We start from the raw sequence: 24,554 nt of genomic DNA on the forward strand, positions 1-24,554 counted from the left end.
GGCACCACTTCTCCTGCGTGTGTCTCTTGCCTTGCGTGTCTCCGGCACAGCGCGTGGCCTTCATGCCGGAACGTTCCGGCAAACGTAGATCCGACATCCCGGAGCGTCAATACCATCAGGGGACATTTCAAAAAAATTGAAAGTTTGGGGTTGGTAAGGCTACCCTCACCTCGCCCCCGCCGCTCAGCGGCCACTCGCACCTCCTGGATGGCGTCATGAGAGTCCCCTCCCTCAGAAGAACCCTGGCCGCCTGCGCGGCCTCCGCCCTGCTCGTACTGACCGGCTGTGCGGACTCCAACTCCGATTCCGACTCCGCCGGTTCGTCGGAGGCCTCCTCCTCTACGTCCGCCGCCGCCTTCCCCGTGAGCATCAAGCACGCCTTCGGTACGACGGTGATCGAGAAGAAGCCGACGCGCGTCGCCACGATCGTGTGGAGCAACCACGACGCCGCACTCGCCCTCGGGGTCGTCCCCGTCGGCATCCCGAAGCAGACGTACGGCGACCAGGACGGCGACGGCGTGCTGTCGTGGACCACGAAGAAGCTGACGGAACTGAAGGCCGACACGCCCGCGTTGTTCGACGAGTCCGACGGCCTGGACTTCGAGGCGATAGCCGACACCAGGCCGGACGTGATCCTCGCCGCCCACTCCGGCCTCTCCAAGGCCGACTACACCACCCTCAGCGAGATCGCCCCGACCGTCTCCTACCCCGACACCGCGTACGGCACGACCTGGCGGGACACCGTCCGGCTCGACGCCGAGGCACTGGGCCTCGCCTCGGAGGGCGACGCGCTCGTCGCGAGCCTGGAGAAGTCGATCGACGAGGCTGCCGCGAGCCACCCCACGATCGCGGGCCGTACCGCGCTGGTCGGCTACATCGACCCCAAGGACTTCAGCACCGTCGGCTACTACACCACCCACGACGCCCGGAACCAGTTCTCCGTCGACCTCGGCATGAAGTACCCGGACAGCCTGACGGACCTGTCCGCGAAGACCGAGGAGTTCTACGCCACCATCAGCGCGGAGAAGGCCGACGTCTTCGACGACGTCGACATCTTCGTGACCTACGGCGACGACAAGCTCCTGGCCAGGGTCCAGAAGGACCCGCTGCTCGGCAAGATCCCGGCGATCGCCAAGGGCGCGGTCGTCGTCCTGGAGGACAACTCCGAGCTGGCCGCCGCGCTCTCCCCGCCCACCGCGCTCACCATCCCGGCCACCACCGACGAGTACGCCGGTCTGCTCGCCGACGCGGCTGCCAACCTCAAGTGAGAACACGCTCGTCGCTGTGGCTGCCGGCCTGTGTGCTGCTGGTCGCCGTGGCCGCCGTGCTGTCCGTTATGTTCGGCGCCCGGACGGTCTCCCCCGGCGACGCGCTGGCCGCCCTCGTGCACGGCGAGGACGGCTCCCTCGCCCGGGCCGCCGTCCGGCAGCGTGTCCCCCGTACGGGGCTCGCGCTGCTGGTCGGCGCGGCGCTGGGCACGGCAGGTGCGGTGATGCAGAGCCTGACCCGCAATCCGCTGGCCGACCCGGGCATCCTCGGGGTCAACGCCGGTGCCGCGCTGGCAGTCGTCTGCGGCATCGCGTACCTCGGCATCAGCACACCGGCGCAGTACATGTGGCTGGCGGTCGGCGGGGCGGGTGCGGCGGCCGTGCTCGTGTACGTGATCGGCTCGCGCGGTCGGGGCGGTGCGACGCCGGTGAAGCTGGCGCTGGTCGGGACGATGGTCACGGCCGCGTTGTCCTCGCTGGTCAGCGCGGTGCTGCTGCCGCGTCTCGACGTGGTGGACACCTTCCGGTTCTGGCAGATCGGCGGGGTTGGCGGCGCGTCGGCGGACGGCATCCTCCAAGTGCTGCCGTTGCTCGGCGTCGGTTTCGTGCTCAGCCTGGCCTCCGCGCGGGGCCTCAACGCGCTCGCGCTCGGCGACGACCTGGCCACCGGTCTGGGTCAACACGTCGCCCGTACCCGCCTGTTGGCGGCCCTAGGGGCGGTCCTTCTGTGCGGGGCGGCGACCGCGGCGGCGGGCCCCATCGGCTTCGTCGGCCTGGTCGTCCCGCACACGGTCCGGCTGCTGACCGGCCCCGACAACCGCTGGGTCCTGCCGCTGTCCGCCCTCACCGGGGCGGCCCTGGTGACCCTCGCCGATGTGACGGGCCGTCTGGTGGCCCGGCCCGGGGACATGGAGGTCGGCATCGTGACGGCGGTCATCGGGGCGCCGGTGTTCATCGCCGTCGCCCGACGGCAGAAGGTACGGGAGCTGTGAGCGAGACCATCGGGGCCGCCTCCGTCGAGCTGATCCGTCGCGGCCGACGGCGCCGGGTCCACCGCCGGCGAACGGTCGTCGTGTGCCTGGTCGCGGTGCTCGCCGCGCTGTTCGTCACCAGCCTGTGCGTCGGTCACACGGTCTACTCCCCCTACGACGCCGTGCGCGTCGTCCTCGGTGAGACCGTGCCCGGCGCCTCCTTCACCGTGGGGCGGCTGCGGTTGCCTCGGGCGCTCACCGGGGGCGCTGGCCGGGTTCGCGTTCGGGCTGGCCGGGGCGACCTTCCAGACGCTGCTGCGGAACATGCTGGCCAGTCCGGACGTCATCGGCATCACGTCGGGGGCGAGTGCGGCGGCCGTGTTCGCGATCATCGTGCTGGGGCTCGGCGGCACGGCGGTGTTCGTGGTCGCCGTACCGGCGGGAGTCCTGGTCGCCCTCGTCATCTACCTGCTGACCTACCGTCAAGGGGTGCTCGGCGCGCGGCTCGTGCTCGTCGGCATCGGGATGGGCGCGCTCCTCAACAGCGTGACCTCGTATCTGCTGCTGCGGGCGCCGGCCTGGGACGTGCAGGAGGCGATGCGCTGGCTGACCGGGAGCCTCGGCTCGGCGTTCTGGGACGGGGTGGGTCCACTGGCCGCCGGAGTGGTGCCGCTGGCGGCCGTACTGCTGGCGCTGGAGCGCCCACTGACGGCGCTTCAGCTCGGTGACGACAGCGCCCGCGCGCTCGGCACCCGGGTGGAGACCGTACGTCTGGCCCTCGTGCTCGGCGCCGTCGGGCTGACCGCGCTCGCCACTGCGGCGACCGGCCCCATCGCGTTCGTCGCCTTCCTCTCCGGGCCCGTCGCCCAGCGGCTGACCGGCGGCAACGGCTCACCGCTGCTGCCGGCCGCGCTCACCGGCGCGGTCCTCGTACTGGCCGCCGATCTCGTCGGCCAGTTCGCCTTCGACACCCGCTTCCCCGTCGGTGTCGTCACCGGGGCCCTGGGCGCGCCCTGCCTGCTGTGGCTGCTGGCCCGGTCCCGTCGTACCTCTCGCGGTGAAGGAGTCCTGTGAGCACCACCCGTACCCTCACCGTCGAGGCCGCCCGCTTCGGCTACGCCGGACGGATCGTCGTCGACGGCCTCGACCTGCGGATCCCGCCGGGCGCGGTGACCGTGATCGTCGGCGCGAACGCCTGCGGCAAGTCCACGCTGCTGCGCGGGATGGCCCGGCTGCTGGCACCCGAGCGCGGGTCGGTGCTGCTCGACGGCAAGGACATCCACCGCACGCCCACGCGTCAAGTGGCCCGCGCGCTGGGCCTGTTGCCCCAGTCCCCCACCGCGCCCGAGGGTATCGCGGTGGCCGACCTGGTGGCGCGTGGCCGCACCCCGCACCATGGACTGCTGGGCCGCTGGACACCGGCCGACGACGAGGCGGTGGCACGCGCCATGACGGCGACGGGCGTACTGGACCTCGCCGACCGTCCCGTCGACGAACTCTCCGGCGGACAGCGCCAGCGGGTGTGGATCGCGACCGCCCTCGCCCAGGAGACCGACGTCCTGCTGCTCGACGAGCCGACCACCTATCTCGACGTCACCCACCAGGTAGAGGTCCTCGACCTGCTCACCGACCTCAACCGCGACCGGGGCACGACCGTCGTCATGGTCCTGCACGACCTCAACCTCGCCGCCCGGTACGCCGACCACCTCGTCGCCGTGAAGGACGGGGCCCTGTACGCGACGGGCGCCGCGACCGAGGTGGTGACCTCGCGGACCGTGGCGGACGTGTTCGGCCTGCGCGCCGAGGTCATCGAGGACCCGGTGTCGGGCGCCCCGCTGGTCCTGCCCGTGGGCAGGCACCACACGCGGAGCGCCTAACTCTCCCTCTCCTGGTCGTCCCGCTCCGCCTTGTACTTGCGCCAGGCGACGGGCAGTTGCTGTACCTCAAGCAGCCAGCCCAGGTAGTCCCGCATGTTGCGGATGCGCTGGTGGGCGGGGCCGCCGGGGGTGGTTCCGGCCAGCGCTCGCGCGGCGAGGTCGCGCTGGCTGCGGAGATAGCCCTGTTCCTTGTCCAGGAAGCCGCCCCAGACGTCCTCGTCCATGACGTAGTAGTGGGCACGGTCGTCGGGGCGCCGCACCCGGCGGACGAATCCCGCCGCGATGAGACTGCGGGTGTACGTCGACACCGAACCGCGGCTGGCTCCGGCCACCTCGGCCAGCTCCTCCGCCGACACGCCCTCGGCCGCGTCACTGACCATCAGATACGCGGCGATCCGTCCTTCGATGCGCGAGGACCCCATGCTCTGCCAGTAGTCCGCGAAGCTCTCGATGAACCAGTCCGGGAACGTCTCCCCGTCCCGCTCGTCCATCTCGCCCTTCGGCCCGCCGTCCTGCGGTTCCACTGCTCTGCCTCCCCGGCGCATGATCTTCCGGGGAGCCTAGGGAACATGCCACGACGGGGCAAACGTCGGACGGACCGCCGGCCGTCACGGGCGCCGAAGCACTCCCCGGCCGGCCTCTCCCACGCCGAGCCCGAGCAGCGTCGCCACCTCCGGGTCGGCGAGGGCGAGGGCCGCCCGGCGGGCCTGTGCGGCGGTCGGTGCGGACAGGGCCGCCTCGGCGATCGCCCGGCACCGGGCGAGGGTGTGGTGGCGGAGGGCGAGGCGCACTCGTACCGGGACGACTCCACGCTGCCGTTCCATCTGCGGGGCGCTAAAGACGACCTGCTGTCGCTGGCCTACGCGACGCTGGACCGGGTGAGGAACGGCACGTACCGGTACACGGTGGCCGGACCGTTCAGGGAAGCGGTCGAGCGGGCGCGGGAGTTGGCCCGGTGGGGAGACTCCGACGGGGCCTGGCGAACGCTGATGACGGCTCTCCCCCTGTGGGAGCCGCTGGGCCCGGACCACCTGGCGCCGCTGGGGTGGGTGGCCGACCCCGTGCTCGGACCGCTGCTGACCCCGGAGCGGGGCCGCGAGCTGCTGTCCACGCCGAGGGGCGGGCAGACCGGCGAGGCACCGGGCCGGACGGCCGGGCTCGACCCGAACACCCTGGCGTGGCTCGCGGAGCCGGACCCTGGCAACAACCGCACGTCCTACCGGTTCGTCCTGGTGGAAGGCGTAGAGCCGGAGGAGCTGCCCGGACGTCTCACGGACAGGGACGAGGGCGAGGACAATGGCGTGCTGAACGCGCCCACGAACTCCTGGGAGGCGCGGCACGGATAGCCACACAGCCAAAGGGAGTTCTTGTCCTTCGACGACAGGGCCCTCATGTCGGTCGGCCGGGCCGGCCACGGCTGGAGCTTCGCCTTCGAGAGCGATCCGGCCCCCTTCGACCGGCCGCGCTTCGTCTCCCCGGCCGCGGCCGCCAGCGAGGGCACCCGCGCGGTGGTGGTGTGGAGCGGCCTGAGGACATGGCACGGGGAACCGTTCTTCCACCTCTCGGTGGCACGGGACGGCGCCGAGGAGCACGCGTTCACGTACGCGCACGGGGAGATCGAGCAGAACGGGGAGATACCGCGGGCGCTGGATCCGAGCCGGTTCTTCGGCGATCCGAAGGACGCGGCTGGGGCGGAACGGTCACTACTCGAAGCGGTGGCCGGGGAGTTCGGCGCATCCCTGCCGCGTCACGACGTCGAACCGGGCCCGGATTGTGGACCCTTGCCCCATTCATGGATGGAGAAACCTACGAACCTGAGAATCCGCTGAGTATTCCGCGCTCACATCCGTATCTATGGACGCGCTTCCCCCATGCCGGAAGTCCTGCCGACTCCGGCAGATGTCCTTGAGAGGCCCGATGACACGCAACACGCGAAGAAAATCGAAGACTGCCCGCCGGGCGGTAGGCGCGGCGGCCGCACTGGCCATCGGCGCCGGTGGGCTGGTGGCGGTCAACATCTACGCCTCGGCCGACGAGACCGGCGCGTCGAAGGGCTCTGCCCAGAACCAGGTGTTCGCGGCCGGCAGCTCCACCATCGACTGCCCCGACGTCGGCCAGCAGTTGACCTCCGTGCCCGCCCAGGCGAAGGCCCAGGTCGACAGGGAACTGGCGCTCCTCGACAAGCAGATCTCCGAGGCGTACCAGCGCCTTTCCACCTCGCAGAGGGCGATCGCGCAGGACCCCAACTTCGCCCAGAACGCGATCATCGGCCCGCTGAAGGACAAGCGGAAGGCGACGATCGACCGGATCGCCACCGCCATCGGCCGGGTGGCGGCCAAGCCGCAGGGCCTTGACGCCCTCGCGGCCTGCACGCTGAAGGCCACCGGCAACCAGCCCGCCGCCGGCCAGCCCAGTGCCAGCGCCAGCGCCAGCGCCAGCCCGAGCAACAACACCAATGCCGGTGTTGCCGGCAACGGCCCGGTCGCCGCCGACTTCGTGGACATCACCAAGGTGAAGGCCAACGTGAAGACGCCGGCCAGGTCGGCGAAGGCGTCGAAGGGCTCCTTCGTCACCAAGTGCGGGGTGAACGCCAACAAGCTGTACAACAGCGACAACGTGATCGTCGCGCCCGGTGTCACCAACGGCGCGCACCACGTGCACGACTACGTCGGCAACCAGGACAACGACGCCTTCTCCAGCGACCAGGACTTCGCCAAGGCCGCGACCAGTTGCCAGAACCAGGGCGACAAGTCGACGTACTACTGGCCGGTGCTGCGCCTCCAGGACGGCACCAAGGAGTTCGACAACGACAAGCTGGGCGGCGGCGCCGAGGGCAACACCGGCCGGATCCTGACGGCCAAGCAGGCCACTCTTGACTTCGTGGGCAGCCCCCGCGGCAAGGTGGTGGCAATGCCCAAGTTCCTTCGCATCATCACCGGTGACGCCAAGGCGTTCGTCAACGGCACGGCCAACGCCAACGCCTCCTGGAGCTGCACCGGCTTCGAGAACAAGGTGCAGTTGAAGGACAAGTACCCGCTCTGCCCCCGTGGCAGCAACGTGGTGCGCACCTTCAAGTTCCAGAGCTGCTGGGACGGCACGAACATCGACAGCGCCAACCACCGCACCCACGTGGCGTTCGCCGACGCCGCCGGCAACTGCCCGACCGGCTTCAAGGCCATCCCGCAGCTGGTGCAGCGACTGGTGTACGCGGTGAAGGCGCCCAGCGTGAAGGACAACGGGAAGACCACCCCGTTCTACGCGTTGGACGGTTTCCCCGAGCAGCAGCACAAGCCGGTCACCGACCACGGTGACTTCATCAACGTCTTCGACGCGAAGCTGATGAACAAGCTCGTCCAGTGCATCAACACCGGACGCAAGTGCAGCTGAGTCCGGCCGAGTTACCGAGCGGTGGGCGTCGTCGTAGTACCGACGGCGCCCACCGCCATGAACGGGGTGCTCCGGTGGGAGCCTTCAGGCGGGCTCCTGGTCGCCGAGCGGTCCGGGCAGCGGCTGGTCGAACCAGACCACCTTGCCCGTGCTCACCCGGGTCACCCCCCAGCTCTGTGCCAGCTGGTCCACCAGGAAGAGCCCCCGGCCGCCTTCGTCGCTGAGCCGGGCGTGGCGCATCCTCGGCACCAGCGGCGAGTTGTCACCCACCTCGCAGCGCAGCACGTCCGTGCAGAGCAGTCGCAGGGTGATCGGCCGGGAGGCGAAACGTACGGCGTTCGCCACGACCTCGCTGACCATGAGTTCGGTGGACTCCACCAGGGCGTCGAGACCCCAGTCGCGCAGTGTTCTGCGGGTCAGCCGACGGGCCTGTCGCGCGGTCTGCGGACGGGGGGCCATGTACCAGTACGCGACGGTCTCCGGCAGGATGCCCTCGAACCGGGCGGCCAGCAGCGCGATGTCGTCGTCCCGGTCCCCCGCGCCCAGCGTGCCGAGCGCCTGATCGCACACCTCCGCCGGTGCCGGGGGCCCGGAACCGGAGGTGGCGGTCCGCAGCCGTGCGCGCAGCCGGTCCACTCCGGTCAGCACGTCCGAGTCACGGGACTCGACCAGACCGTCGGTGTACAGCAGCAGCGTCGATCCGGCCGGTGCGTGCATCTCGGTGGACTCGAATCCACCGCCGCCCACGCCGATCGGTACTCCGGGCGGCACCGGCAGGACCTCCGTACTGCCGTCGGGGTGCAGGAGCACCGGCGGCAGATGCCCCGCGTTGGACACCAGCAACCGGTGCAGTACGGGGTCGTACATGGCGTACAGGCAGGTCGCGGTGTGCTCGCTGCCGAGCCGCTCCGCCTGTTCGTCGAGGTGGTGCAGTACCTCGTCGGGCGGCAGATCGAGGCCGGCCAGGGTCTGCACGATGGTGCGCAGCTGGCCCATGATCGCGGCCGAGGTCATGGAGTGGCCCATCACGTCGCCGATGACGAGGGCGACCCGGTTGCCGGGCAGCAGGATCGCGTCGTACCAGTCGCCGCCGACCTGCGCGGTCCGTGAGGCCGGCAGATAGCGGCTGGCCAGCTGGACTCCGGCGGGCTCGGGCAGCGAGGGCGGCAGCATCGTGCGCTGGAGCGCGTCCGCGACGGACGCCTCCCTCGTGTACAGCACCGCCTTGTGGATCCCGAGTGCGGTGTGGGTGGCGAGCTGGGAGGCGACGAGCAGATCGTCGCCGGTGAAGTCCGCCCTGCCGGGGCCACGGATGAGGACGACGCTGCCCATGGCGTGGCTGCGGCCGTGGAGCGGGGCCAGGATCAGCCGTCGTCCTGGCGGCACCGTGCCGGGAGAGTCGGCCACGCCCAGCAGTTCGGCCACCACGGAACGGATGCCCGGAAGGTCTCCGAACACCGGCCGCCCGGCCCGTAGCAGCCTGGCGAGCGGACCGGTGGGAGACAGCCGTACGACCTCGGCCGCCCGGGCGGTGTCGGCGACCGGTGGGACTGGATTGGAACCGCGGGTGGCCGCCTTCCGCAGGGGTGCGCGGTCCATCGTGTGCAGCCGCAGGACGCCGGGCGGGTCGGCGGCCTCGTCACCGACCGGAAGCGGGGCGTACAGATGAACGAGCGCCACATCGGCGAAGGCCGGTACGGCCGCCCGGCACAGCTCCTGCAGCATCTCGTCGAGGTTCATGCCACGGGCGATCTGCCGGGTCGCCGCGTCGAGGTAGCGGAGCCGGTCGGTCTCCTGCTCGGCGGTGTCGGGCCGGGAACTGCCCGGTCGTACGGCGGGATCTTCCGCCGTCGACGGACGCATCGCCCGGCGGCTCCCCCCGGAGCCGGGATTCGCGTCTGCCTGCGCGCGTGCTCCGTCGGAGCGGCCGTCGGACCCGGGCGACGGAGCCGCACACTGCGGCCGACGCGCGCGAGCAGCGGCCTCGTGCCCGTCGGCCGCCTGCCCGCCGGTGCCTCCATCGGCTCCGAGGTGCTTCGTCACGCGTTTCCTTCCGACCGTGCGGACCGCCGCCGGGGCGGGGTGATCAGAGGGCGTCAGGCGGGCCGTCTGCAGCGCAGGAAGATCTGCACCTCGGGCGGGACGTCCGCGCTGGCCGGAGCGTACGAGTACGACGACTCCTCGACGACCTCGAAGCCCGCGTCCTCGACGACCTCGCGCAGTTCCTCCCGCAGATAGCCGGACACCCGGATGGTGCTTCCGATGAACGGGATCGAGAAGTCGTCGACGTCGGCCTCCACCATCGACAGCGCGAACAGACCGTCCGGCAGAAGCACGTGGTGGATGGTGCGCAGCGCGAGGGGAATCTCGGCGCGCGGCAGCATGAGCAGGGAGAAGAAGGCGGTCACCGCGTCGAAGCGGCCGAGGTCCCGGGGGCCTCCGGGCCGCAGATCGGCGATGTCCGCCTGGTGGAACACCCCGGTGGGCACGTATTTGTGGGCGAGCGCGACCATCCGCTCCGACAGGTCGACCCCGACGACCTGGAAGCCCGACTCCGCGAGCCGGCGGGAGGTCGGCACGCCGGTACCGCACCCCAGGTCCAGCACCCGGGCCCCGGGCGGCAGCGACTCGACGAGCCATTCGGCGGAGGCGATCTGGCCTTCCTTGTGCGGGAAGGCCTCGTCGTAGCGGTCGCCGATGGCGTCGAAGGCCTCGGCCTGGCCGGTGCGGTCGAGCCATATGCTCCCGTAGCCGACTTCGTCGGCGGGGTTGGTCACGAGGATTCTCCTTCTGCCCGGTATGTCACAGTCTGCGGGTAATTTTTTCACAGTTGTGCAAGCTTAGGCGCGGATCGTTCACGATGGCCGCAGTGGCTCACTTCCAGGGATCGATCGAGTCCCGGCGCGACCGTGCTCAGGTCAGCCGGCGGGCTTCATACGGAAGGCGGGGCCGGGGACGCTCTCGATGTCCTCCGGCTGCACGGCGTGGCCCAGTTCGCAGTGGATCCGGGCGTCGACGTGTGCTCCGCAGCCGCGATGTCGCGTGAGTACGGCCGGACCCTCGGGGTCGGCGCGGTAACGGTCGCCCCACTGCAGGAGCCCCATCACGGCCGGGACCAGATCCATGCCCTTGGGCGTGATCACGTACTTGGGCCGGCTCCGCGAGCCCGGCTCCTTGTAGGTCTCGGTGGCCAGGATCCCTTCCTCCACGAGCATCCGGAGCCGCGCCGCGAGCAGGTTGCGGGGGCAGCCGAGGACGCGTTCGAAGTCGCCGAAGCGGGACGAGCCGTACCAGACCTCGCGCAGGATCAGGATCGTCCACTTCTCACCGACGACCTCAAGGGTCCGGGCGATCGAGCAGTTCGACGTGTCCCGTTCGAGACGGGGGTCCATGCCGGCGTCCTGATGAGCTTCGGTCCTCGCATCCATGGGGTGATACTAACCTCACCTGAGTTTACTTTCATATACTCAGCGATTAGCGTCGTGACCAGCACACAAGCCATCGACCATTCGAGAAGATCACTCAGAAGGGCGGCCGACATGAAGGCATTCGTCGTCGAGAGGTACGGCAAGGACGGCGCACGCGCCGCAGAGGTTGCCGAGCCGGCGGTCGGGGACCGCGACGTCCTGGTCAGAGTGAGCGCCGCCAGTATCAATCCGCTGGACAAGATGGTCCGCAACGGGGAGTTCAAGCAGCTCCTGAAGTACAAGCTCCCGTTCGTCCTCGGCCACGACGTGGCCGGCGTCGTGACGCGGGTCGGTTCCGCCGTACACAGCTTCGAGGTCGGCGACGAGGTCTACGCCCGTCCCCGCGACCTGCGGATCGGAGGCTTCGCGGAGTACATCGCGATCGACGTGGACGACGTCGCCCCCAAACCGGCCTCGCTCACCCTCGACGAGGCGGCCGCGGTGCCGCTGGTGGCCCTGGCCGCCTGGCAGATCCTCGTCGACCGCGCCCAGGTGAAGCCGGGCCACAAGGTCCTCGTCCACGCCGGTGCCGGCGGCCTCGGGTCCACGGTCGTCCAGCTCGCCAAGCACCTCGGCGCCGAGGTGGCGACGACCACGTCCCCCGACACCGAGAAGCTGGTCAGGAGTCTCGGCGCCGACATCGTCGTCGACTACACCAAGGAGGACTTCTCCCAGGTGCTGTCCGGCTACGACCTGGTGCTGGACTCCCTGGGCGGCACCAACCTGGAGAAGTCACTGACCGTACTGAAGCCCGGTGGCCTGGCCATCGGTGTCGTCGGCCCGCCGGACGCCGGGTTCGCCAAGCAGCTCGGCGCCCCCTCGTTCATGGGTGTGGTCATGAACGCGCTCAGCCGCAAGGTCCGTAAGCGGGCCAGGGCGCTGGGCATGCGCTACGAGTTCTTCTTCATGCGGGCCAACGGCTCCCAGCTGCGCGAGCTCGGCGCCCTGTACGACAGCGGGCAGCTCCGCCCGGTCATCGACAGGACGTTCCCGTTCGACCGGACGCTGGAGGCGATGGCGTACGTCGAGCAGGGCCGCACCACGGCCGGCAAGGTCGTGGTCACGATGGCGCCCGAGAGCGACTGAGACCGGGCCGACCGGAGCCGCATGCTCAGGCCGGCGGCGTCCGTCCGCCGTGCGACGCACGCGCCCAGACGGGACTGCGGTCCTTGTCGACGAGGGCCGCACGGACACCCTCCAGGAAGTCCGGCGTACGGATGGTCGTGCGCGTGAGAGCGAGTTCGGCGTCGAGACACTCGCGCAAGGTGCGCTGTCTGCCCCGCGTCAGCAGGGCGTGGGTGATCTCCAGGCTCTGCGGCGAGGCGGACTCCAGAGCGGCCAGCGCGGCTGTCGCCCACGGGGTGTCGAGGTGGTGCAGGCGTTTCTCGATCTCGCCGAGGGTCGGCGCGCCGAACGCCCCGTCGATGTCCCCGCGTACCGCCGCCAGCCCGCTCTCCCCCACCGGGGAACGGCCGGCGAGACGGTTCAATACGACATCCACCGGGTCGCCGGGGTGGTCGGCCAGGGCGTCCGCGACCGCGTCGAGCCTGTCCGCGGGGACGAAGTGCGTGGCCAGCCCCGTGTACAGGGCGTCGGCCGCGTCGAGCCGGTGCCCGGTCAGCCCCAGGTACATGCCGATCGCGCCCGGCAGCCTCGGTAGGAAGTAGCTGGCCCCGACGTCCGGGAAGAACCCGATCGCGGTCTCCGGCATCGCCAGCACCGCGCGCTCGGTGACGACACGGAAGCCGCCGTGGACGGACAGACCGAGACCGCCGCCCATGCACACACCGTCGATGAGCGACACGACCGGCACGGGATACTCGGCGATCCGGGCGTTGAGCCGGTACTCGGACGCGAAGAACCGCTCACTGGCCTCGGCGTCCCCGGCCAGGCTGTGCTCGCGGATCGTACGGATGTCCCCGCCGGCGCAGAACGCCTTCGGGCTGGTGCCGGCGAGCACCACGGCGGACAGCGGCGTGTGCTCCCACCCGACGAGCGCGCTGTCGATGGCGGCGACCATGTCCGTCGTCAGGGCGTTGAGCGCCTTGGGCCGGTTCAGCAGGATCCGGCCGACGCCCCGGTCGACGTGGGCGAGAACCTCGTCCGCCACAGTGGTGTCAGTCATGGTTCAGCATCCCGCACCGACGACGGCTCCGGCTGTCGTGTCCGTCACTGTTCCTTGCTCGCCGGGTATCAGGCGTGGATCTGCTCAGAGCGGAGCGAGGCGGGCCCGGAGCAGGCAGAACTCGTTGCCTTCGGGGTCGGTCAGGACGTGCCACTGCTCCTCCCCCGTCTGGCCGATGTCGGCCGGGCGCGCGCCGAGCTTCAGAAGGCGTTCGAGTTCGGCGTCCTGGTCGCGGTCGGTGGCGTTGACGTCGATGTGCAGCCGGGACTTCCCCCTCTCCGGCTCGTCCCTGCGGCTGAGGATGATCGTCGGCTGCGGACCGCCGAACCCTTCGCGCGGCCCGATCTCCAACGAGCCGTCGTCCTCGCGATCGAGCACGACGAAGTCCAGGACCTCGCACCAGAACCGCGCCAGCACCTCGGGATCACGGCAACCGAGCACCAGCTCACTGATACGACATGCCATTGACGAAACCTGCTCTCAGCCTGGGAACCGCCGGTCAACTGCCCGGGAGCAGGGCTCCCAGCAGTGAGAACAACCCCGCGAACGTACCCGACGAGTCGAGCGTGGGCGAACCCATTTCAGGGCCGGCCCTGTCCGGGCAGCCCGGCAAGCGTCCGTCCGGCCTGACACGGGGTCACCCTTTCGCCGGAGGCACCGGGAAGAGCATGCAGCTGCTGGTGGCGTGGGCGAGCAGACGGTCCGCCCCGTCGACCAACTGGGCCTGGGCCAGGGCGGTTTGACGGCCCTTGCTGACCACCGTGCCGATGGCGCGCACCGTACCCGTGTCCACGGTGATCCGGCGCAGGAACTTCACCGTCAGGTCGAGCGAGGTGTACGCCATGCCCTGCGGGAGGGTGGACTGGACGGCGCAGCCCGCCGCCGAGTCGAGCAGGGTGGCGAAGATGCCCCCGTGCACGCTGCCGATGGGGTTGTAGTGCTCCTCCCCCGGCGTCAGGGAGAAGACCGCCCTGCCCGGCTCCACCTCGTCGAGGGCGAAGTCGATGGAGTAGTTGATGGGCGGCCCCGGCAGGCGCCCCTCCCGCAGCTCGCGCAGGAAGTCGATGCCGGCCATGCGCCCGGCGGCCTCCGCCAGGATCGCGGGATCTTCCCATTGATACGTACGCGTCCGTCCCACGACCGAGCACCTTCCCGTCCTCTGACTTTTGCAAATGAAGCTAGCCGTGGATTCAGCTGACTGTCAATGACGAAGTCAGGGTCGTACGATGGCGAGATGGAGTGGCTTGAGGCGAGCACCGAGAACTGCCCCGTCCAGCGCACGCTCGACGTGGTCGGAGAGAAATGGACCTTGCTGATCCTGCGTGACGCCGTCAACGGGGTCCGCCGCTTCGACGACTTCCACCGCCATATCGGCCTGTCGGAGGCCGTCCTCAGCGACCGCCTCCGGAAGCTGATCTCGGCGGGCGTCCTCAAGACCGTCCCCTACCAGGAGCCGGGCAGCCGCGCCCGCAACGAGTACCGCCTGACCCGCAAGGGCTGGGACCTGTGGCCGGTCCTGCTGGCGCTGAGCCAGTGGGGCGAGAAACACGCCCTCGGCCCCGAGGGCCCCGTACTGGACATCCGCCACACCGACTGCGACGCCCCGGTCCGCGTCGTCGTCGAGTGCTCCGCCGAGCACTCGACCCTCACCCCTGGCGACATCACCGCCCGACTCGGACCCGGGGCCCGCCTCCGGCCATGATATTACGCACGTAAGGTCATGGATTACTCTTGGGCAAGAGGCAACTGACCCTACGGAGCAAATGGAGGCAGCTCGTGGTGCGTTACGCCAAGGAGCACAAGCAGGTGACCCGGCAGCGCATCATCGAGAAGGCCGGCCACCGCTTCAAGCAGGACGGCATCGACGGCTCGGGCATCTCCACGCTGATGTCGGACGCGGGGCTCACCAACGGAGCCTTCTACGCCCACTTCGCATCGAAGGACGACCTCGTCGCCCATGTCGTGGCCGACGAACTGCGCACCCAGGTCGAGAGGTACGGCACCCTGCGCCCCGGCCGCCCGGGACTGGAGGACCTCGTTCGCGAGTATCTGTCTCCCGAGCACCGGGACAACCCCGGCCTCGGATGCCCCTCCGCAGCCCTGCTCGACGAGGTCGGCCGCTGCGAGGGCGGGACCAAGCAGGCGTACACCGACGGCGCGCGGGCCATCCTGGGGGAGATCGCCGCCCGTCTGACGCCCGAGGATCCGAAGTCCGCTCGCGGAACGGCCATCGGGCTCTTCACCATGCTGGTGGGGACGTTGCAGCTGTCCCGTGCCGTCTCCGACCGGAAGTTCGCCGACGACGTCCTTGAGCGGGGAATCGAGAACGCGCTCGCATTCATGGGATGACGGGGCCACCTACGGCCACCGCCCCTGACTGAAGAGCTGAGCGATCCGCCGAGGCCGCGTCCGCACCTTCCCCTTCTACCGTTCGAGGAACTCGACAGCCGTCTCCACGAACTGCCGATGGAACTGGAAGATGCCGCCGTGCCCGGCGTCGGGATAGATCACCAATTCGGCGTTCGGCAGCCGTCGTGCGAGGTCGGCCGAGTTTCTCGACGGAACCATCCGGTCGCTGTCACCGTTCGCGACGAGCACGGGCTGGGTGATGCCGGAGAGGTCCTGGGGCTGCTCCAGGCCCCAGCGGTGAATGGCCTTGAGCTGGTTGTTGTACGCGATCGGGGACATCGCCTCGTCCCGGTCGGCGGTACGTTCCTTCAGCCGGGCCAGGAACTCCTTGCCGGCCCGGCGCCCGCCCGCGGCGCGGGTGAAGAAGAGGAACTGCTTCGGATCCTGGAAGGTGAGCAGGGCACGGGCGGTGTCGAGGTGCGACAACACCGTCACGTTCTTGATGCCCTCGCCGCCCGCAGGACCGGTGCCGGTGAGAATCAGCTTGCGGACGAGCTGCGGATCGGTCTGCACGATCACCTGGGCGATCATGCCGCCCATCGAGAAGCCGTGGATGTCGACGTACTCCAGCCCGAGCGCCCGGATGAAGGTGACGGCGTCCTGGGCCATCCCCTGGATGGTGCGCGGGGTCGAGCCGGTGGAGGCGCCGACGCCTCTGTTGTCGAACGTGATGACCCGGCGCTTGGCGGCGATGCCGTCGACGACCCGGGGGTCCCAGTTGTCGAGAACCCCGTAGAGATGGTTGAGAAAGACCACCGGGACACCTGACCGGGGACCCAGGTCGCGGTAGGCGAAGGTCACTCCCCCGGCGGTGACGGTGCGGGTCGGTGCGTTCGTGTACGACGTCACGACGCCGTCTCGTACTTCTTGTGAGTCATTCATGGTCGTGCCCTTCGGGGTGGGGCTCCGCGAGGGCGCCGGAGCTCGGAGCGGTCGATTTCCTCAGCATTGCGTCGACCATTGAAGTATGACTGTAATACTATGAGCTTGCAAGCCGACTTCCCCAGACCTTTCAGGAGACCGCGATGACGACAACCCGGCCGGTGGCACTCGTGACAGGTGCGTCCTCCGGCATCGGAAAGGCGGCCGCCCTCGCGCTCGCCGCAGGGGGCTTCGACGTGGTGGGAACGAGCCGGAGGGCATCGGGCGTCGCCCGTCGCGACGGCTTGACCTTCCTCGCCCTCGACGTGGCCGACGACGACTCGGTCACCACCGCGGTCAAGGAGGTGATCGCTCGGTTCGGGCGGATCGACGTCCTCGTCAACAACGCCGGCATCGGCTCCTCGGGCGCCGACGAGGAGAACTCCGTCGCGCGGGCTCAGCGCGTCTTCGACATCAACGTCTTCGGCGTGATGCGCATGACGAAGGCCGTCCTGCCGCACATGCGCGGCCGGGGAAACGGACGGATCATCAACATCTCGTCCATCCTCGGGTTCATCCCCGCGCCCTACATGGCCGCCTACGCGGCGTCGAAGCACGCGATCGAGGGGTACACCGAGTCCCTGGACCACGAGATACGCGAACACGGGGTCCGGGCCCTTCTCGTCCAACCGGCCGGCACCAACACCTCCTTCGAGTCGAACGCCGTCGCACCCGACATGCCCCTGCAGATCTACGCGGAGCAGCGGCGCATCGCCGACCGACTGGCGGCGACGTTCAACAACGACGGCGACGACCCCGCCACCGTCGCGAAGGCGATCGTCGCGGCCGCCACCGACTCCAAGCCGAAGCTGCGGTACGGCGCCAGCAGGAACGCCCGGCGCATCAGCACGGCGCGTCGCATCCTGCCCGCCGGGGCCTTCGACGGACAGATCCGCAAGGTCAACAAGCTCGCCCGTTGAGACCTGGCTCCTTGAGGAAGTCGGGTGGCCCGGCTCACGGACCCGGCCCCGGATCCGGCTGCACCGCCTCGGTGATCCCCGCCCGGGCCGCTTCGAGTTGGGCCGCGAAGGCGATGCCCAGGAACAGGGCCACACCGGTCAGGTTGGCCCACAGCAGCAGGGCGACGAACGCCGTCAGTGGTCCGTACACCGCGCCGAACGCTCCGCTCTTGGCGACGTACAGCGCCAGCAGCCAGGTGGCCGTGATCCACAGGACCAGGTGGACCGCCGAGCCGAACGCGAGCCAGGTGTAGCCCGGTTGGTCCCTGCGCGGAGCCCAGCGGAAGATCACCGCCGACGCGACCCAGGCGAGCACCACTCCCAGGGGCACTTCGAGTGGCCGCCACCAGTCGAGCAGTTCCCGGGACCAGCCGAGGGCCTCCACCACCGCGTTCCCGATGGCATCCCCGGCGACGAGCACGAGGAATCCCAGGACCATCGGCATGCCCGCCGTGAGCGCGAGGAGCAGGGAACGGCCGTACTTGGCCAGGAACGGCCGGTCGCGTTCGATGCCGTAGATGCGGTTGGCGCCCCGCTCGACCTGCCCCATAGCCGAGGCGAGGTTGAGTACGGCGAAGGCCAGGCCGAGCCACATGGCGACGGCGTTCCCGATTCCGGAACCGGCGCTGCGCGCGGTGGCGTCCAGAGCGTCCTCGACCAGGCTCGCGCTGGCGCCCGGGACGATCTGCCCCAGGGTGAGTTCGATGATCCGCCCCACACTCTCCGTGTGCACGGTGGTGGCCACGCCGACCAGCGCGATGGTGAACGGCACCAGGCCCACGACGATCTGGAACGCGAGCGAACGGGAGTTGGTGAAGCCGTCGGCGTAACGGAAGCGGGAGAACGCGTCGAGGAGCAGTCGGCGGCCGCCGTAGTGCCTCAGCGCGGTGAGCGCCTCGTCTCCGGACAGTTCCTCCCCGATCATGTCCCGCGTCTGCGGCACGTGTACGACGGTCCCCATCGAGAACGTCCCCTCCTGTCGTCCGTACGGCGAGACGAGGAACGCGATCTTGCCGCGGGGAGAACCGTACAGCCGGACGGTTGTGGGACGGACGGGCGGTCGTCAGAAGGGCATGCGGCCACGCGTGCGGCGGCCGGCCGAGCCACTGCGGCCCACGGCTCGGGAACTCGACCGGAACGGCTTGCTGAGAAGTTTGCCCAGGAAGCCGGGCGCCTTTCCGCCGGTCCGCGCGCCGGCGCCGAGCGAACGCTGCGTACCGCGTTCGGGGTGGCGGGAGAGACGCGGGACAAAGAAGGCCAGCACGGCCAGGACGACACACACTCCGACAATTACGGCGATGATCACGAGTCTGCTCCCTTGGTCGGTCGGGAGGAGACGGGTGCCCCGGGTACGGGCACCTACGCGTATCGAACGAGGCTCCCCGCGCCGGGAGTCGAGGCATCTGACGCCTCGTCTCCCGCCCGCCGGGGAGCCTCGCCCGTCGTGCGTCAGCCGCCGATGCCGGAGTCGGTGGCCGCTCCGATCAGTTCAGCCGCGTCGGCCGGGCGGATGAAACCCGCGGCGGCCCCTCGTACGGTCGCGGCCGTCCACTTCGCGACGAACGTGGCGTGGTCGGGGTACAGGGCCGCCAGTTTCTCGGCGGCGAAGGGGGTGGTCGTACCGAACAGGAAGCAGAACGACGCCCCGGTCTGCCCGAGGCCGGACAGGACGGCGACCGGCACGTCGACCGACGGTGTGCGGACGCCGCCCACGGCATTGCCGTGGGTGTCCAGGACGAAGGCGGGCGTGGAACCGGAGGTGTCCACCTGGAGGCGGGGTGCCCTGGCCGGAGGGACGCCGGTCTTCACCCAGCGGTTCAGCGCGAACTCTGCGGTGTCCAGGACGTAGTGCGCCTGGCCGGTGTTGATCGGCGAGCCGCAGCCGGTCCGGGTCGGCGGGCTGAGCATGGCCTTCAGCCCCTGGAGGCCTGCGACACCGCTGCCGTCGTCGATCGTGCCGAGGCCGATGTAGGCGTCGGCGTGGGCGGTGCCGGCCACCTCCCAGAGCCGGAGGCGGTGCGAGTCCGCCTGCCGGGCCGACAGGGAACCGAGCGCGATCACGTCGGTCTCGGCCTGGACGACGAGCACCGGTGCGTCCAGGTCCGGGCGGAAGCGGACGACCGCCGGAGTCGGGACGTCCGCCTGGGGTGCCTGCGAGAGGGGCGCGCCGATGTCGCGCCGGCTGTGGACAAGGAAACCGTCGTACACCGACACCAGGGGCTGGATCGCGTTGATGTAGGTGGTGAGGCGGAACGCGGACTGCGACTCGCCGTTGGCCAGTACGACGCGGGGGCGGAGCCCGTCGAGGACCGTGGCCGCGGAGTCCCGTACGGCCTGGCCGGCCTGACTGAAGATGTCGTAGGAGTAGCTGTCGCCGGGGTGGGACAGGTCCGCGTAGCGAACCGGGTCCGCGGCCTTGGTGGCGGTCACTCCGGTGGCCTGGGCGGAGACGCCCACCCAGGCGTAGCCCTCGCGGATCAGTTCGTTGTGGGCGTAGATCCACTCCGGGGCGGCGTCAAGGCCGCCGCTGACGTTCAGCCACTCCACGACGACGGTCCCGTTGAAACGGGCGGGATCGGCGGGCCGGTTCACGACGATCCGGGTGGTGTACGGCGCACTGCTCGCCGACGTGACCTGCCAGCGGCCGTCGGCGTCGAGGGGCTCCTCGGGTACGTAGGACTCGGCGGTGCCGGACAGGAAGTACTCGGACCGTGTGTATCCCACGCTGCCGAGGTCGAACGCCGTCGCCTGCAGCACGACGGAACCGTTTCCGCCCGTCACCGGTCCGGTGACCGTCGGGCTCGCGGCGGACCGGGCAGCCTGCGCCGAGCCCGTGGCACCGGACTGCGCGGCGACCGCCGAGGAGGTTCCGAGCAGGAGCGGGAGGATCAGCGCGGCTGCCGTCAGGAGTCGAGGGCGGGCTCTTCCCGCCCATGGGGTCTTCATACGCATGACATCTCCTCGGTCAGAAAGTGCGGCCGACGTCCTGGCGGACGATGGTCCGCATGCTGTGCTCGGCGAGGGCGGCGATGGTCATGGACGGGTTGCAGGCGCCGGTGGAGCCGGGGATACGGGCGCCGTCGAGGACGTACAGGCCCTTGTGGCCGAGGACGCGGCCGGTGAGGTCGACGGCGTCGCCCATGGGGACGCCACCCAGGGGGTGCCAGGTGGAGGGGGCGTTCGCGTTGGTGTCGATCATCATGCCGCCGCCCGCCGTGGCGATGGCCCTCATCCGGGTCGCGATCAGCGCCTGGAGCGCGGCGTCGGCGTCGGTGGGCCAGGTCAGGACGGCGTCGTCGGTCGTGGCGTCGTACGCCCAGGTGCCCGCGCCGTCGACGATGCCGAAGCCGACCACGGTCAGCGCGGTGAGGCCGGGCTGCTGGATGGGCGAGCCGGCGTGGACGACGGTGAGCGGGATGGGGCTGGTGGGGTCGGTGCCGCCGATAGAGGCCGGACCGCCCTGCTGGGTGCCGGCGTCGCCGGTCGGGTTGATCCAGGCCCAGATCCGGTCGCCGTTGTTGCCCCACTGGGTGCCGATGGCGTCGGGCAGGTCCGGGATCAGGTTCTTGGCGCGGGACTTGACCAGGAGTCGGGTCGTGCCGGGCGAACCGGCGTTGAGGAACACCGCGTCGGCGGTGATCCGGATCCGCTCCTGGACGGTGCCGGCGGTGTCGATGCGGTCGACGGACAGCACCCAGCGCTTGTCCGCGCCCAGGGCGAGGTCGCGGACGACGTGCAGGGGTGCCACCTCGACCAGGCCGGTGGACTCCGCCTGGGCGAGGTAGGTGACGTCGATGGAGTGCTTGCCGCCGTTGTTGACGCCGAAGGCGATGTCGCTGTTGGTGTAGGTCGGCTCGTACTGGCCGGTCAACTCGCCCCGGGCATAGCTCCAGTCGATGGGCAGCGGCACCTTGAACGGGGTCAGGCCCGCCTTGGGCGCGATCTCCTGGAACAGACGGGAGGACGTGTAAGGGGCGGAGGCCAGCAGGTCGTACGGGATGGTGGAGATGCCCAGCATCCGGGCGACGGTGGGGTACGCCCACAGGTTCAGGTCGTCGTAGAGGCCCGCCGCCACCGGTATCGACGTGGCGAAGTTCGCCTTCGTCGGCTGCAGGGTCATGCCGTGGTACATGAGCGAGCCGCCGCCGACCGCGGCCCCGACCATCGCGGTCATGCCGTTGCCGACGACGGGTTCGAGTACGCCGGTGAAAGGCGTCCATGTCTTGTCGACACCGCCGACGACGGCATGGTCGGTCAGCCAGGCGGAACGGTTGTCCATGTTGGCGAAGCGGCAGAACGTGGTGGCGTTCGGGCCGGTGCGCCAGCGCAGACCCCGCTCCAGAACCAGGGTCGACACCCCCGCCTGGGCCAGTCGCAGCGCGGTGACGCCGCCGCCGAAGCCGGTGCCCACGACGACGACGCGTTCGCGCCGCTCGGTCACGGAGGGCGCGGCGGCGGAGGTCGCGGCGCGGGCCCGGCCCGCGCCGGTCACGGATCCGCCCACGGCGGCCGCGCCGAGTGCGGTCGCGGTCAGCAGTCTGCGGCGGGTGAGTGTGGGGGAAGGGGAGTTGTCGGACATGGGACTCCAGTCGAAAGGTGGGGACGATTCGCCAATGTCGCGCACATGTCAATTGGGATATTCGGGACCCTCGCCGGGGCCATGAGCGGGGGCGTGGCGCCGTCAGGCCGGCGGTCGCACCGGACGGAGAGCGGACGAGGGCAAGGACTGCTACTCGTGGGCGGCGATGCGACCCAGGTCGCCCGGGCACCTCACCGCGAGGGGCCCGAAGGCTCCGGTGATGATGACGATGACGCCTCTGCCGTACAGACCTGTGATGGCCATGGGGCATTCCTTGCGTGGGGGGCTGGTGGTGCGGCAACACCGTACTGCTTTCTGTCGTGGCGCGCCATGAAGTCACATCGTGACATCAATTAGGATCACCGCACCGAGGCGAGGAGGAACGGATGGCCGGGCGACCCGGTGCGGGCGTGGGGCGACCTCCGTTGACGGAACGGCGCCGTGAAGCGACGCGCATGGAGATCGCCGACGAGGCGGTACGGCTGTTCGTCGAGCGGGGCGTGGCGGGAACGACGGCGGAGGACATCGCAGCGGCCGCCGGACTCTCCACTCGCACCTTGTGGCGCTACTTCCGCTCGAAGGAGGAGTGCGCGCGCCCCCTGCTCACGGTGGGCATCGAGGACCTGACCGGGCGTCTGCGCGACTACTGGAACGGCAGCCGTACGCTCGCCGAGGCGCTCTCGGTCCTGGAGGATCCCGGCACCCCTGTCGCGCAGCACCTGGAAACCCTGCGCGGTCTCATCCGCCTGAGCCGGGACGAGCCCGGACTGCGCGCCGTCTGGCTGGAGGCGCACTTCGACGCCGAAGGCATCCTGGCCGGCCTGATCGCCGAAGGCACCGGCCGTTCCGAGGACGACCTGACCGTCCGTCTGGAGGCGGGCATGATGAACACCGCGCTGCGCGTCGCGGTCGAACACTGGGCCCTCCAGCCCCACGAGCCGACCGACCCACCGCTCGGCACGACCCTCGGCCAGGCTCTGCAGGCGATCACCCGGTTCCTCGACGCGGACACGGACGCCGACGCCGCTCCCGGCCGGAAGCCGATGATCCGCCTCCGGGCCGTGGACTCCGCAGGCGAGTAGTCGGCGTACGGGAAATCCCGGGGAGACGCCGGTCCCGCGAGGGCGGGAACACCGGCCTGGTCAGCGCCTCGCCGGTCGGCTTCACCCACGACCAACTGCCCCTGCTCCCCCGGGAGTTCTCCCCCAGGGCGATCACGTCGTCGGCCCGACGCGCCGGCTCGCTCCTCGTCGACGGCCGCCAGGACACGCGCACCGCCGCATCCCCGCCCTACACGACGGACCACCGTATCGACCCGGTCCGTGACCTCAACGGCGTCGGCCTCGTCTACTTCGCCGCCTACTTCAGCATCATCGACGCCGCCGTCCTCGCGTACTGGCGCCATCTCGGCCGTAGCGACGAGGAGTTCCTGCGCCGCCTGGTCATCGACCAGAAGCTCTGCTACTTCGGCAACGCCGACACCGGCACCACTGTCACCCTCACCGTCCGCGCGTACGTCCCCTCCGGCGGCGTCGGCGACGAGGTGCTGGACATCAGCGCTCATGACCGGGCCGACGGCCGACTCCTCGCCGTATGCGCCATCCGCCTGCTGCGGGAGGCCGTGGAGGAGATCCTGCACCTGCCCCCGGGCGAGGTCTCCCTCGACGAGACGCTTCAGGAACTGGGCGCCGACTCGGTCGACGAGGTGGAGATCATCGCCCAAGCATTCGACCTACTCGGCCTCACCGACTCCCTGCCGGCCCACGAACGCTCCCGGCCGCTGCACCTGCTGGTGGACGACCTGAGCGGCCGGTCGCGCTGAGAAGGCGAACAGACCGACGCGTCGCGCCCCTCCCTAGGCACGGCCCACGTGCTCGCGGTCGGCCGAGGGACACCCCCTCAAGGCGCTGTCCATTTCCTCCAGGACCGCCCGCGCGGACGGCGAGCGCCGCAACGGGTGCAGCAGGGCCCGGCGTTCACGGCCGGCGTCATCGGCCGGGGCCGAGTGGAGCCATCGGTACAGGTCGAGAAAGGCGCGGACCTCGACGAGCGCCTCGTCGATCTGGGCGTGCCGCAGCAGGAGTTGGGCCCGTCGAGCGCCTCGATGGCGGGATCGCCCGGCCCGGTCTCCGGCAGGACCGCAGGTGCCGGGAGTCCGGACCAGACCGGCACCGGAGACGTCCCGACCGGCAGCGGTTCGGAGGGCGCCGGCCGCAGCACCACGTCGCCCCGGCAGAGTTCGGCGAAGCGCCGGACGGTGGCGTCCGCGTCACCGGGTATGTGCGCGGTCACGACCGCCCCGGGCCCGCCGGTGTCGAACCCGCAGTCCTCCGGGGCAAGCGCTCTGCCGAGCCGACGGGACAGCACCTCGGCGATCAGCAACCGGACCGCGGGGCGGGGCCGGGTTCCGGCCAGCCAAGGGGAGACCGAGGTGCGGTCGTAGCGCAGCCGCATCCCGCCCTCGGCTCCCGCCGCGTTGACCGCGCGGGCCAGCTCGTGCAAGGTCCAGCCCGCTTCCGCGAGGGCGTTGCGCAGCCCGGTGTTCGCCAATCGGCTAGCTGCCACCCCGACCCCTCAAGACCCGCATCAGC

At 70.3% G+C, this 24,554-nt stretch carries 24 protein-coding genes and 2 pseudogenes; 12 read left to right on the plus strand and 14 right to left on the minus strand.

Annotated elements, in window-relative coordinates; all coding sequences use genetic code 11:
- Positions 1–215 precede the first annotated feature (215 nt).
- The 4 genes and pseudogenes from ACFYXF_RS13870 to ACFYXF_RS13885 all read left to right on the plus strand — a co-directional run bounded on the left by ACFYXF_RS13870 (position 216) and on the right by ACFYXF_RS13885 (position 4,116).
- A complete protein-coding gene (locus ACFYXF_RS13870; protein ID WP_389349759.1) occupies positions 216–1,268 on the plus strand; it encodes an iron-siderophore ABC transporter substrate-binding protein in 1,053 nt (350 codons plus the stop codon).
- Between the two features lie 68 nt (positions 1,269–1,336).
- Positions 1,337–2,260, plus strand: coding sequence for a FecCD family ABC transporter permease (locus ACFYXF_RS13875; protein WP_389349933.1), 924 nt, complete (start codon positions 1,337–1,339; stop codon positions 2,258–2,260).
- A pseudogene (locus ACFYXF_RS13880) lies at positions 2,257–3,313 on the plus strand (FecCD family ABC transporter permease). The gene ACFYXF_RS13875 and the pseudogene ACFYXF_RS13880 overlap by 4 nt, the downstream one beginning before the upstream one ends.
- Positions 3,310–4,116, plus strand: a complete 807-nt coding sequence (locus tag ACFYXF_RS13885) for an ABC transporter ATP-binding protein (protein WP_389349760.1) — start codon at positions 3,310–3,312, stop codon at positions 4,114–4,116. The pseudogene ACFYXF_RS13880 and the gene ACFYXF_RS13885 overlap by 4 nt, the downstream one beginning before the upstream one ends.
- Here ACFYXF_RS13885 and ACFYXF_RS13890 read toward each other — a convergent pair.
- Positions 4,113–4,640, minus strand: coding sequence for a GbsR/MarR family transcriptional regulator (locus ACFYXF_RS13890; RefSeq protein WP_389349761.1), 528 nt, complete (start codon positions 4,638–4,640; stop codon positions 4,113–4,115). The two genes, ACFYXF_RS13885 and ACFYXF_RS13890, sit on opposite strands and share 4 nt — an antisense overlap.
- Before the next feature lie 84 nt (positions 4,641–4,724).
- Positions 4,725–4,907 (minus strand): hypothetical protein, encoded by a 183-nt coding sequence (locus ACFYXF_RS13895; RefSeq protein WP_389349762.1) that lies wholly within the window; start codon positions 4,905–4,907, stop codon positions 4,725–4,727.
- On the opposite strand from ACFYXF_RS13895, the pseudogene ACFYXF_RS13900 reads away from it, so the two are divergent.
- Positions 4,884–5,945 (plus strand): annotated as a pseudogene (locus ACFYXF_RS13900) (SMI1/KNR4 family protein); the annotation flags it as partial. The gene ACFYXF_RS13895 and the pseudogene ACFYXF_RS13900 sit on opposite strands and share 24 nt — an antisense overlap.
- Before the next feature lie 88 nt (positions 5,946–6,033).
- Entirely contained in the window at positions 6,034–7,503 is a 1,470-nt protein-coding gene (locus ACFYXF_RS13905) for a DUF1996 domain-containing protein (RefSeq protein WP_389349763.1), read from the plus strand.
- 84 nt (positions 7,504–7,587) lie between these two features.
- Here ACFYXF_RS13905 and ACFYXF_RS13910 read toward each other — a convergent pair whose 3' ends face one another.
- The 3 genes from ACFYXF_RS13910 to ACFYXF_RS13920 all read right to left on the minus strand — a co-directional run bounded on the left by ACFYXF_RS13910 (position 7,588) and on the right by ACFYXF_RS13920 (position 10,895).
- Complete coding sequence (locus ACFYXF_RS13910; protein ID WP_389349764.1) at positions 7,588–9,366, minus strand: SpoIIE family protein phosphatase; 1,779 nt, start codon at positions 9,364–9,366, stop codon at positions 7,588–7,590.
- Between the two features lie 233 nt (positions 9,367–9,599).
- Complete coding sequence (locus ACFYXF_RS13915) at positions 9,600–10,280, minus strand: class I SAM-dependent DNA methyltransferase (protein WP_389349765.1); 681 nt, start codon at positions 10,278–10,280, stop codon at positions 9,600–9,602.
- A gap of 141 nt (positions 10,281–10,421) precedes the next feature.
- Positions 10,422–10,895 (minus strand): winged helix-turn-helix transcriptional regulator, encoded by a 474-nt coding sequence (locus tag ACFYXF_RS13920; protein ID WP_389349934.1) that lies wholly within the window; start codon positions 10,893–10,895, stop codon positions 10,422–10,424.
- Positions 10,896–11,042: 147 nt separating this feature from the next.
- Here ACFYXF_RS13920 and ACFYXF_RS13925 point away from each other — a divergent pair, with 147 nt between their 5' ends.
- Positions 11,043–12,056 (plus strand): NADP-dependent oxidoreductase, encoded by a 1,014-nt coding sequence (locus tag ACFYXF_RS13925; protein ID WP_389349766.1) that lies wholly within the window; start codon positions 11,043–11,045, stop codon positions 12,054–12,056.
- A gap of 25 nt (positions 12,057–12,081) precedes the next feature.
- On the opposite strand, the gene ACFYXF_RS13930 is transcribed toward ACFYXF_RS13925, so the two are convergent.
- The 3 genes from ACFYXF_RS13930 to ACFYXF_RS13940 form a co-directional block, all read right to left on the minus strand.
- Positions 12,082–13,095: an enoyl-CoA hydratase/isomerase family protein gene (locus ACFYXF_RS13930; RefSeq protein ID WP_389349767.1), complete on the minus strand. Its 1,014-nt coding sequence runs from the start codon at positions 13,093–13,095 to the stop codon at positions 12,082–12,084.
- Between the two features lie 84 nt (positions 13,096–13,179).
- Positions 13,180–13,560, minus strand: coding sequence for a VOC family protein (locus tag ACFYXF_RS13935; RefSeq protein ID WP_389349768.1), 381 nt, complete (start codon positions 13,558–13,560; stop codon positions 13,180–13,182).
- 172 nt (positions 13,561–13,732) lie between these two features.
- Entirely contained in the window at positions 13,733–14,233 is a 501-nt protein-coding gene (locus ACFYXF_RS13940; protein WP_389349769.1) for a PaaI family thioesterase, read from the minus strand.
- 96 nt (positions 14,234–14,329) lie between these two features.
- Here ACFYXF_RS13940 and ACFYXF_RS13945 point away from each other — a divergent pair, with 96 nt between their 5' ends.
- Together ACFYXF_RS13945 and ACFYXF_RS13950 are read left to right on the plus strand one after the other, a co-directional pair.
- Positions 14,330–14,797, plus strand: coding sequence for a winged helix-turn-helix transcriptional regulator (locus ACFYXF_RS13945; protein WP_389349770.1), 468 nt, complete (start codon positions 14,330–14,332; stop codon positions 14,795–14,797).
- Positions 14,798–14,871: 74 nt separating this feature from the next.
- Entirely contained in the window at positions 14,872–15,444 is a 573-nt protein-coding gene (locus tag ACFYXF_RS13950; protein WP_389349771.1) for a TetR/AcrR family transcriptional regulator, read from the plus strand.
- Between the two features lie 75 nt (positions 15,445–15,519).
- Here ACFYXF_RS13950 and ACFYXF_RS13955 read toward each other — a convergent pair whose 3' ends face one another.
- Positions 15,520–16,386, minus strand: a complete 867-nt coding sequence (locus tag ACFYXF_RS13955) for an alpha/beta fold hydrolase (RefSeq protein WP_389349772.1) — start codon at positions 16,384–16,386, stop codon at positions 15,520–15,522.
- A gap of 143 nt (positions 16,387–16,529) precedes the next feature.
- Here ACFYXF_RS13955 and ACFYXF_RS13960 point away from each other — a divergent pair, with 143 nt between their 5' ends.
- Positions 16,530–17,345, plus strand: coding sequence for an oxidoreductase (locus tag ACFYXF_RS13960; RefSeq protein WP_389349773.1), 816 nt, complete (start codon positions 16,530–16,532; stop codon positions 17,343–17,345).
- 34 nt (positions 17,346–17,379) lie between these two features.
- Here ACFYXF_RS13960 and ACFYXF_RS13965 read toward each other — a convergent pair whose 3' ends face one another.
- From ACFYXF_RS13965 to ACFYXF_RS13980, 4 genes are all read right to left on the minus strand, one after another.
- The gene (locus ACFYXF_RS13965) at positions 17,380–18,345 is read right to left on the minus strand and encodes a YihY/virulence factor BrkB family protein (RefSeq protein ID WP_389349774.1); all 966 of its coding nucleotides are present in this window, start codon (positions 18,343–18,345) and stop codon (positions 17,380–17,382) included.
- Positions 18,346–18,447: 102 nt separating this feature from the next.
- A complete protein-coding gene (locus ACFYXF_RS13970; RefSeq protein WP_389349775.1) occupies positions 18,448–18,690 on the minus strand; it encodes a DUF6411 family protein in 243 nt (80 codons plus the stop codon).
- Positions 18,691–18,833: 143 nt separating this feature from the next.
- Positions 18,834–20,336 (minus strand): alpha/beta hydrolase domain-containing protein, encoded by a 1,503-nt coding sequence (locus ACFYXF_RS13975; protein WP_389349776.1) that lies wholly within the window; start codon positions 20,334–20,336, stop codon positions 18,834–18,836.
- Positions 20,337–20,349: 13 nt separating this feature from the next.
- A complete protein-coding gene (locus tag ACFYXF_RS13980) occupies positions 20,350–21,963 on the minus strand; it encodes a GMC oxidoreductase (RefSeq protein WP_389349777.1) in 1,614 nt (537 codons plus the stop codon).
- A gap of 386 nt (positions 21,964–22,349) precedes the next feature.
- Between ACFYXF_RS13980 and ACFYXF_RS13985 the strand changes: the two genes are divergently transcribed.
- Together ACFYXF_RS13985 and ACFYXF_RS13990 are read left to right on the plus strand one after the other, a co-directional pair.
- Positions 22,350–23,045, plus strand: a complete 696-nt coding sequence (locus ACFYXF_RS13985) for a TetR/AcrR family transcriptional regulator (protein ID WP_389349778.1) — start codon at positions 22,350–22,352, stop codon at positions 23,043–23,045.
- Between the two features lie 14 nt (positions 23,046–23,059).
- On the plus strand, positions 23,060–23,785 hold the full coding sequence (locus tag ACFYXF_RS13990; RefSeq protein WP_389349935.1) for an LnmK family bifunctional acyltransferase/decarboxylase: 726 nt from the start codon (positions 23,060–23,062) through the stop codon (positions 23,783–23,785).
- A gap of 77 nt (positions 23,786–23,862) precedes the next feature.
- On the opposite strand, the gene ACFYXF_RS13995 is transcribed toward ACFYXF_RS13990, so the two are convergent.
- Positions 23,863–24,528 (minus strand): hypothetical protein, encoded by a 666-nt coding sequence (locus tag ACFYXF_RS13995; RefSeq protein WP_389349779.1) that lies wholly within the window; start codon positions 24,526–24,528, stop codon positions 23,863–23,865.
- Positions 24,529–24,554: the final 26 nt, after the last annotated feature.

It is taken from the genome of Streptomyces sp. NPDC002680 (assembly GCF_042889145.1).
GTDB lineage: Bacteria > Actinomycetota > Actinomycetes > Streptomycetales > Streptomycetaceae > Streptomyces > Streptomyces adonidis.

Excerpts from the sequence above, each read along its gene's own strand:
- ACFYXF_RS13870 (WP_389349759.1), top strand. The coding sequence starts at position 216 with ATGAGAGTCCCCTCCCTCAGAAGAACCCTGGCCGCCTGCGCGGCCTCC.
- ACFYXF_RS13875 (WP_389349933.1), top strand. The coding sequence starts at position 1,337 with ATGTTCGGCGCCCGGACGGTCTCCCCCGGCGACGCGCTGGCCGCCCTC.
- ACFYXF_RS13905 (WP_389349763.1), top strand. The coding sequence starts at position 6,034 with ATGACACGCAACACGCGAAGAAAATCGAAGACTGCCCGCCGGGCGGTA.
- ACFYXF_RS13910 (WP_389349764.1), bottom strand. The coding sequence starts at position 9,366 with ATGCGTCCGTCGACGGCGGAAGATCCCGCCGTACGACCGGGCAGTTCC.
- ACFYXF_RS13920 (WP_389349934.1), bottom strand. The coding sequence starts at position 10,895 with ATGGACCCCCGTCTCGAACGGGACACGTCGAACTGCTCGATCGCCCGG.
- ACFYXF_RS13925 (WP_389349766.1), top strand. The coding sequence starts at position 11,043 with ATGAAGGCATTCGTCGTCGAGAGGTACGGCAAGGACGGCGCACGCGCC.
- ACFYXF_RS13930 (WP_389349767.1), bottom strand. The coding sequence starts at position 13,095 with ATGACTGACACCACTGTGGCGGACGAGGTTCTCGCCCACGTCGACCGG.
- ACFYXF_RS13935 (WP_389349768.1), bottom strand. The coding sequence starts at position 13,560 with ATGGCATGTCGTATCAGTGAGCTGGTGCTCGGTTGCCGTGATCCCGAG.
- ACFYXF_RS13945 (WP_389349770.1), top strand. The coding sequence starts at position 14,330 with ATGGAGTGGCTTGAGGCGAGCACCGAGAACTGCCCCGTCCAGCGCACG.
- ACFYXF_RS13955 (WP_389349772.1), bottom strand. The coding sequence starts at position 16,386 with ATGAATGACTCACAAGAAGTACGAGACGGCGTCGTGACGTCGTACACG.
- ACFYXF_RS13960 (WP_389349773.1), top strand. The coding sequence starts at position 16,530 with ATGACGACAACCCGGCCGGTGGCACTCGTGACAGGTGCGTCCTCCGGC.
- ACFYXF_RS13965 (WP_389349774.1), bottom strand. The coding sequence starts at position 18,345 with ATGGGGACCGTCGTACACGTGCCGCAGACGCGGGACATGATCGGGGAG.
- ACFYXF_RS13975 (WP_389349776.1), bottom strand. The coding sequence starts at position 20,336 with ATGCGTATGAAGACCCCATGGGCGGGAAGAGCCCGCCCTCGACTCCTG.
- ACFYXF_RS13980 (WP_389349777.1), bottom strand. The coding sequence starts at position 21,963 with ATGTCCGACAACTCCCCTTCCCCCACACTCACCCGCCGCAGACTGCTG.
- ACFYXF_RS13985 (WP_389349778.1), top strand. The coding sequence starts at position 22,350 with ATGGCCGGGCGACCCGGTGCGGGCGTGGGGCGACCTCCGTTGACGGAA.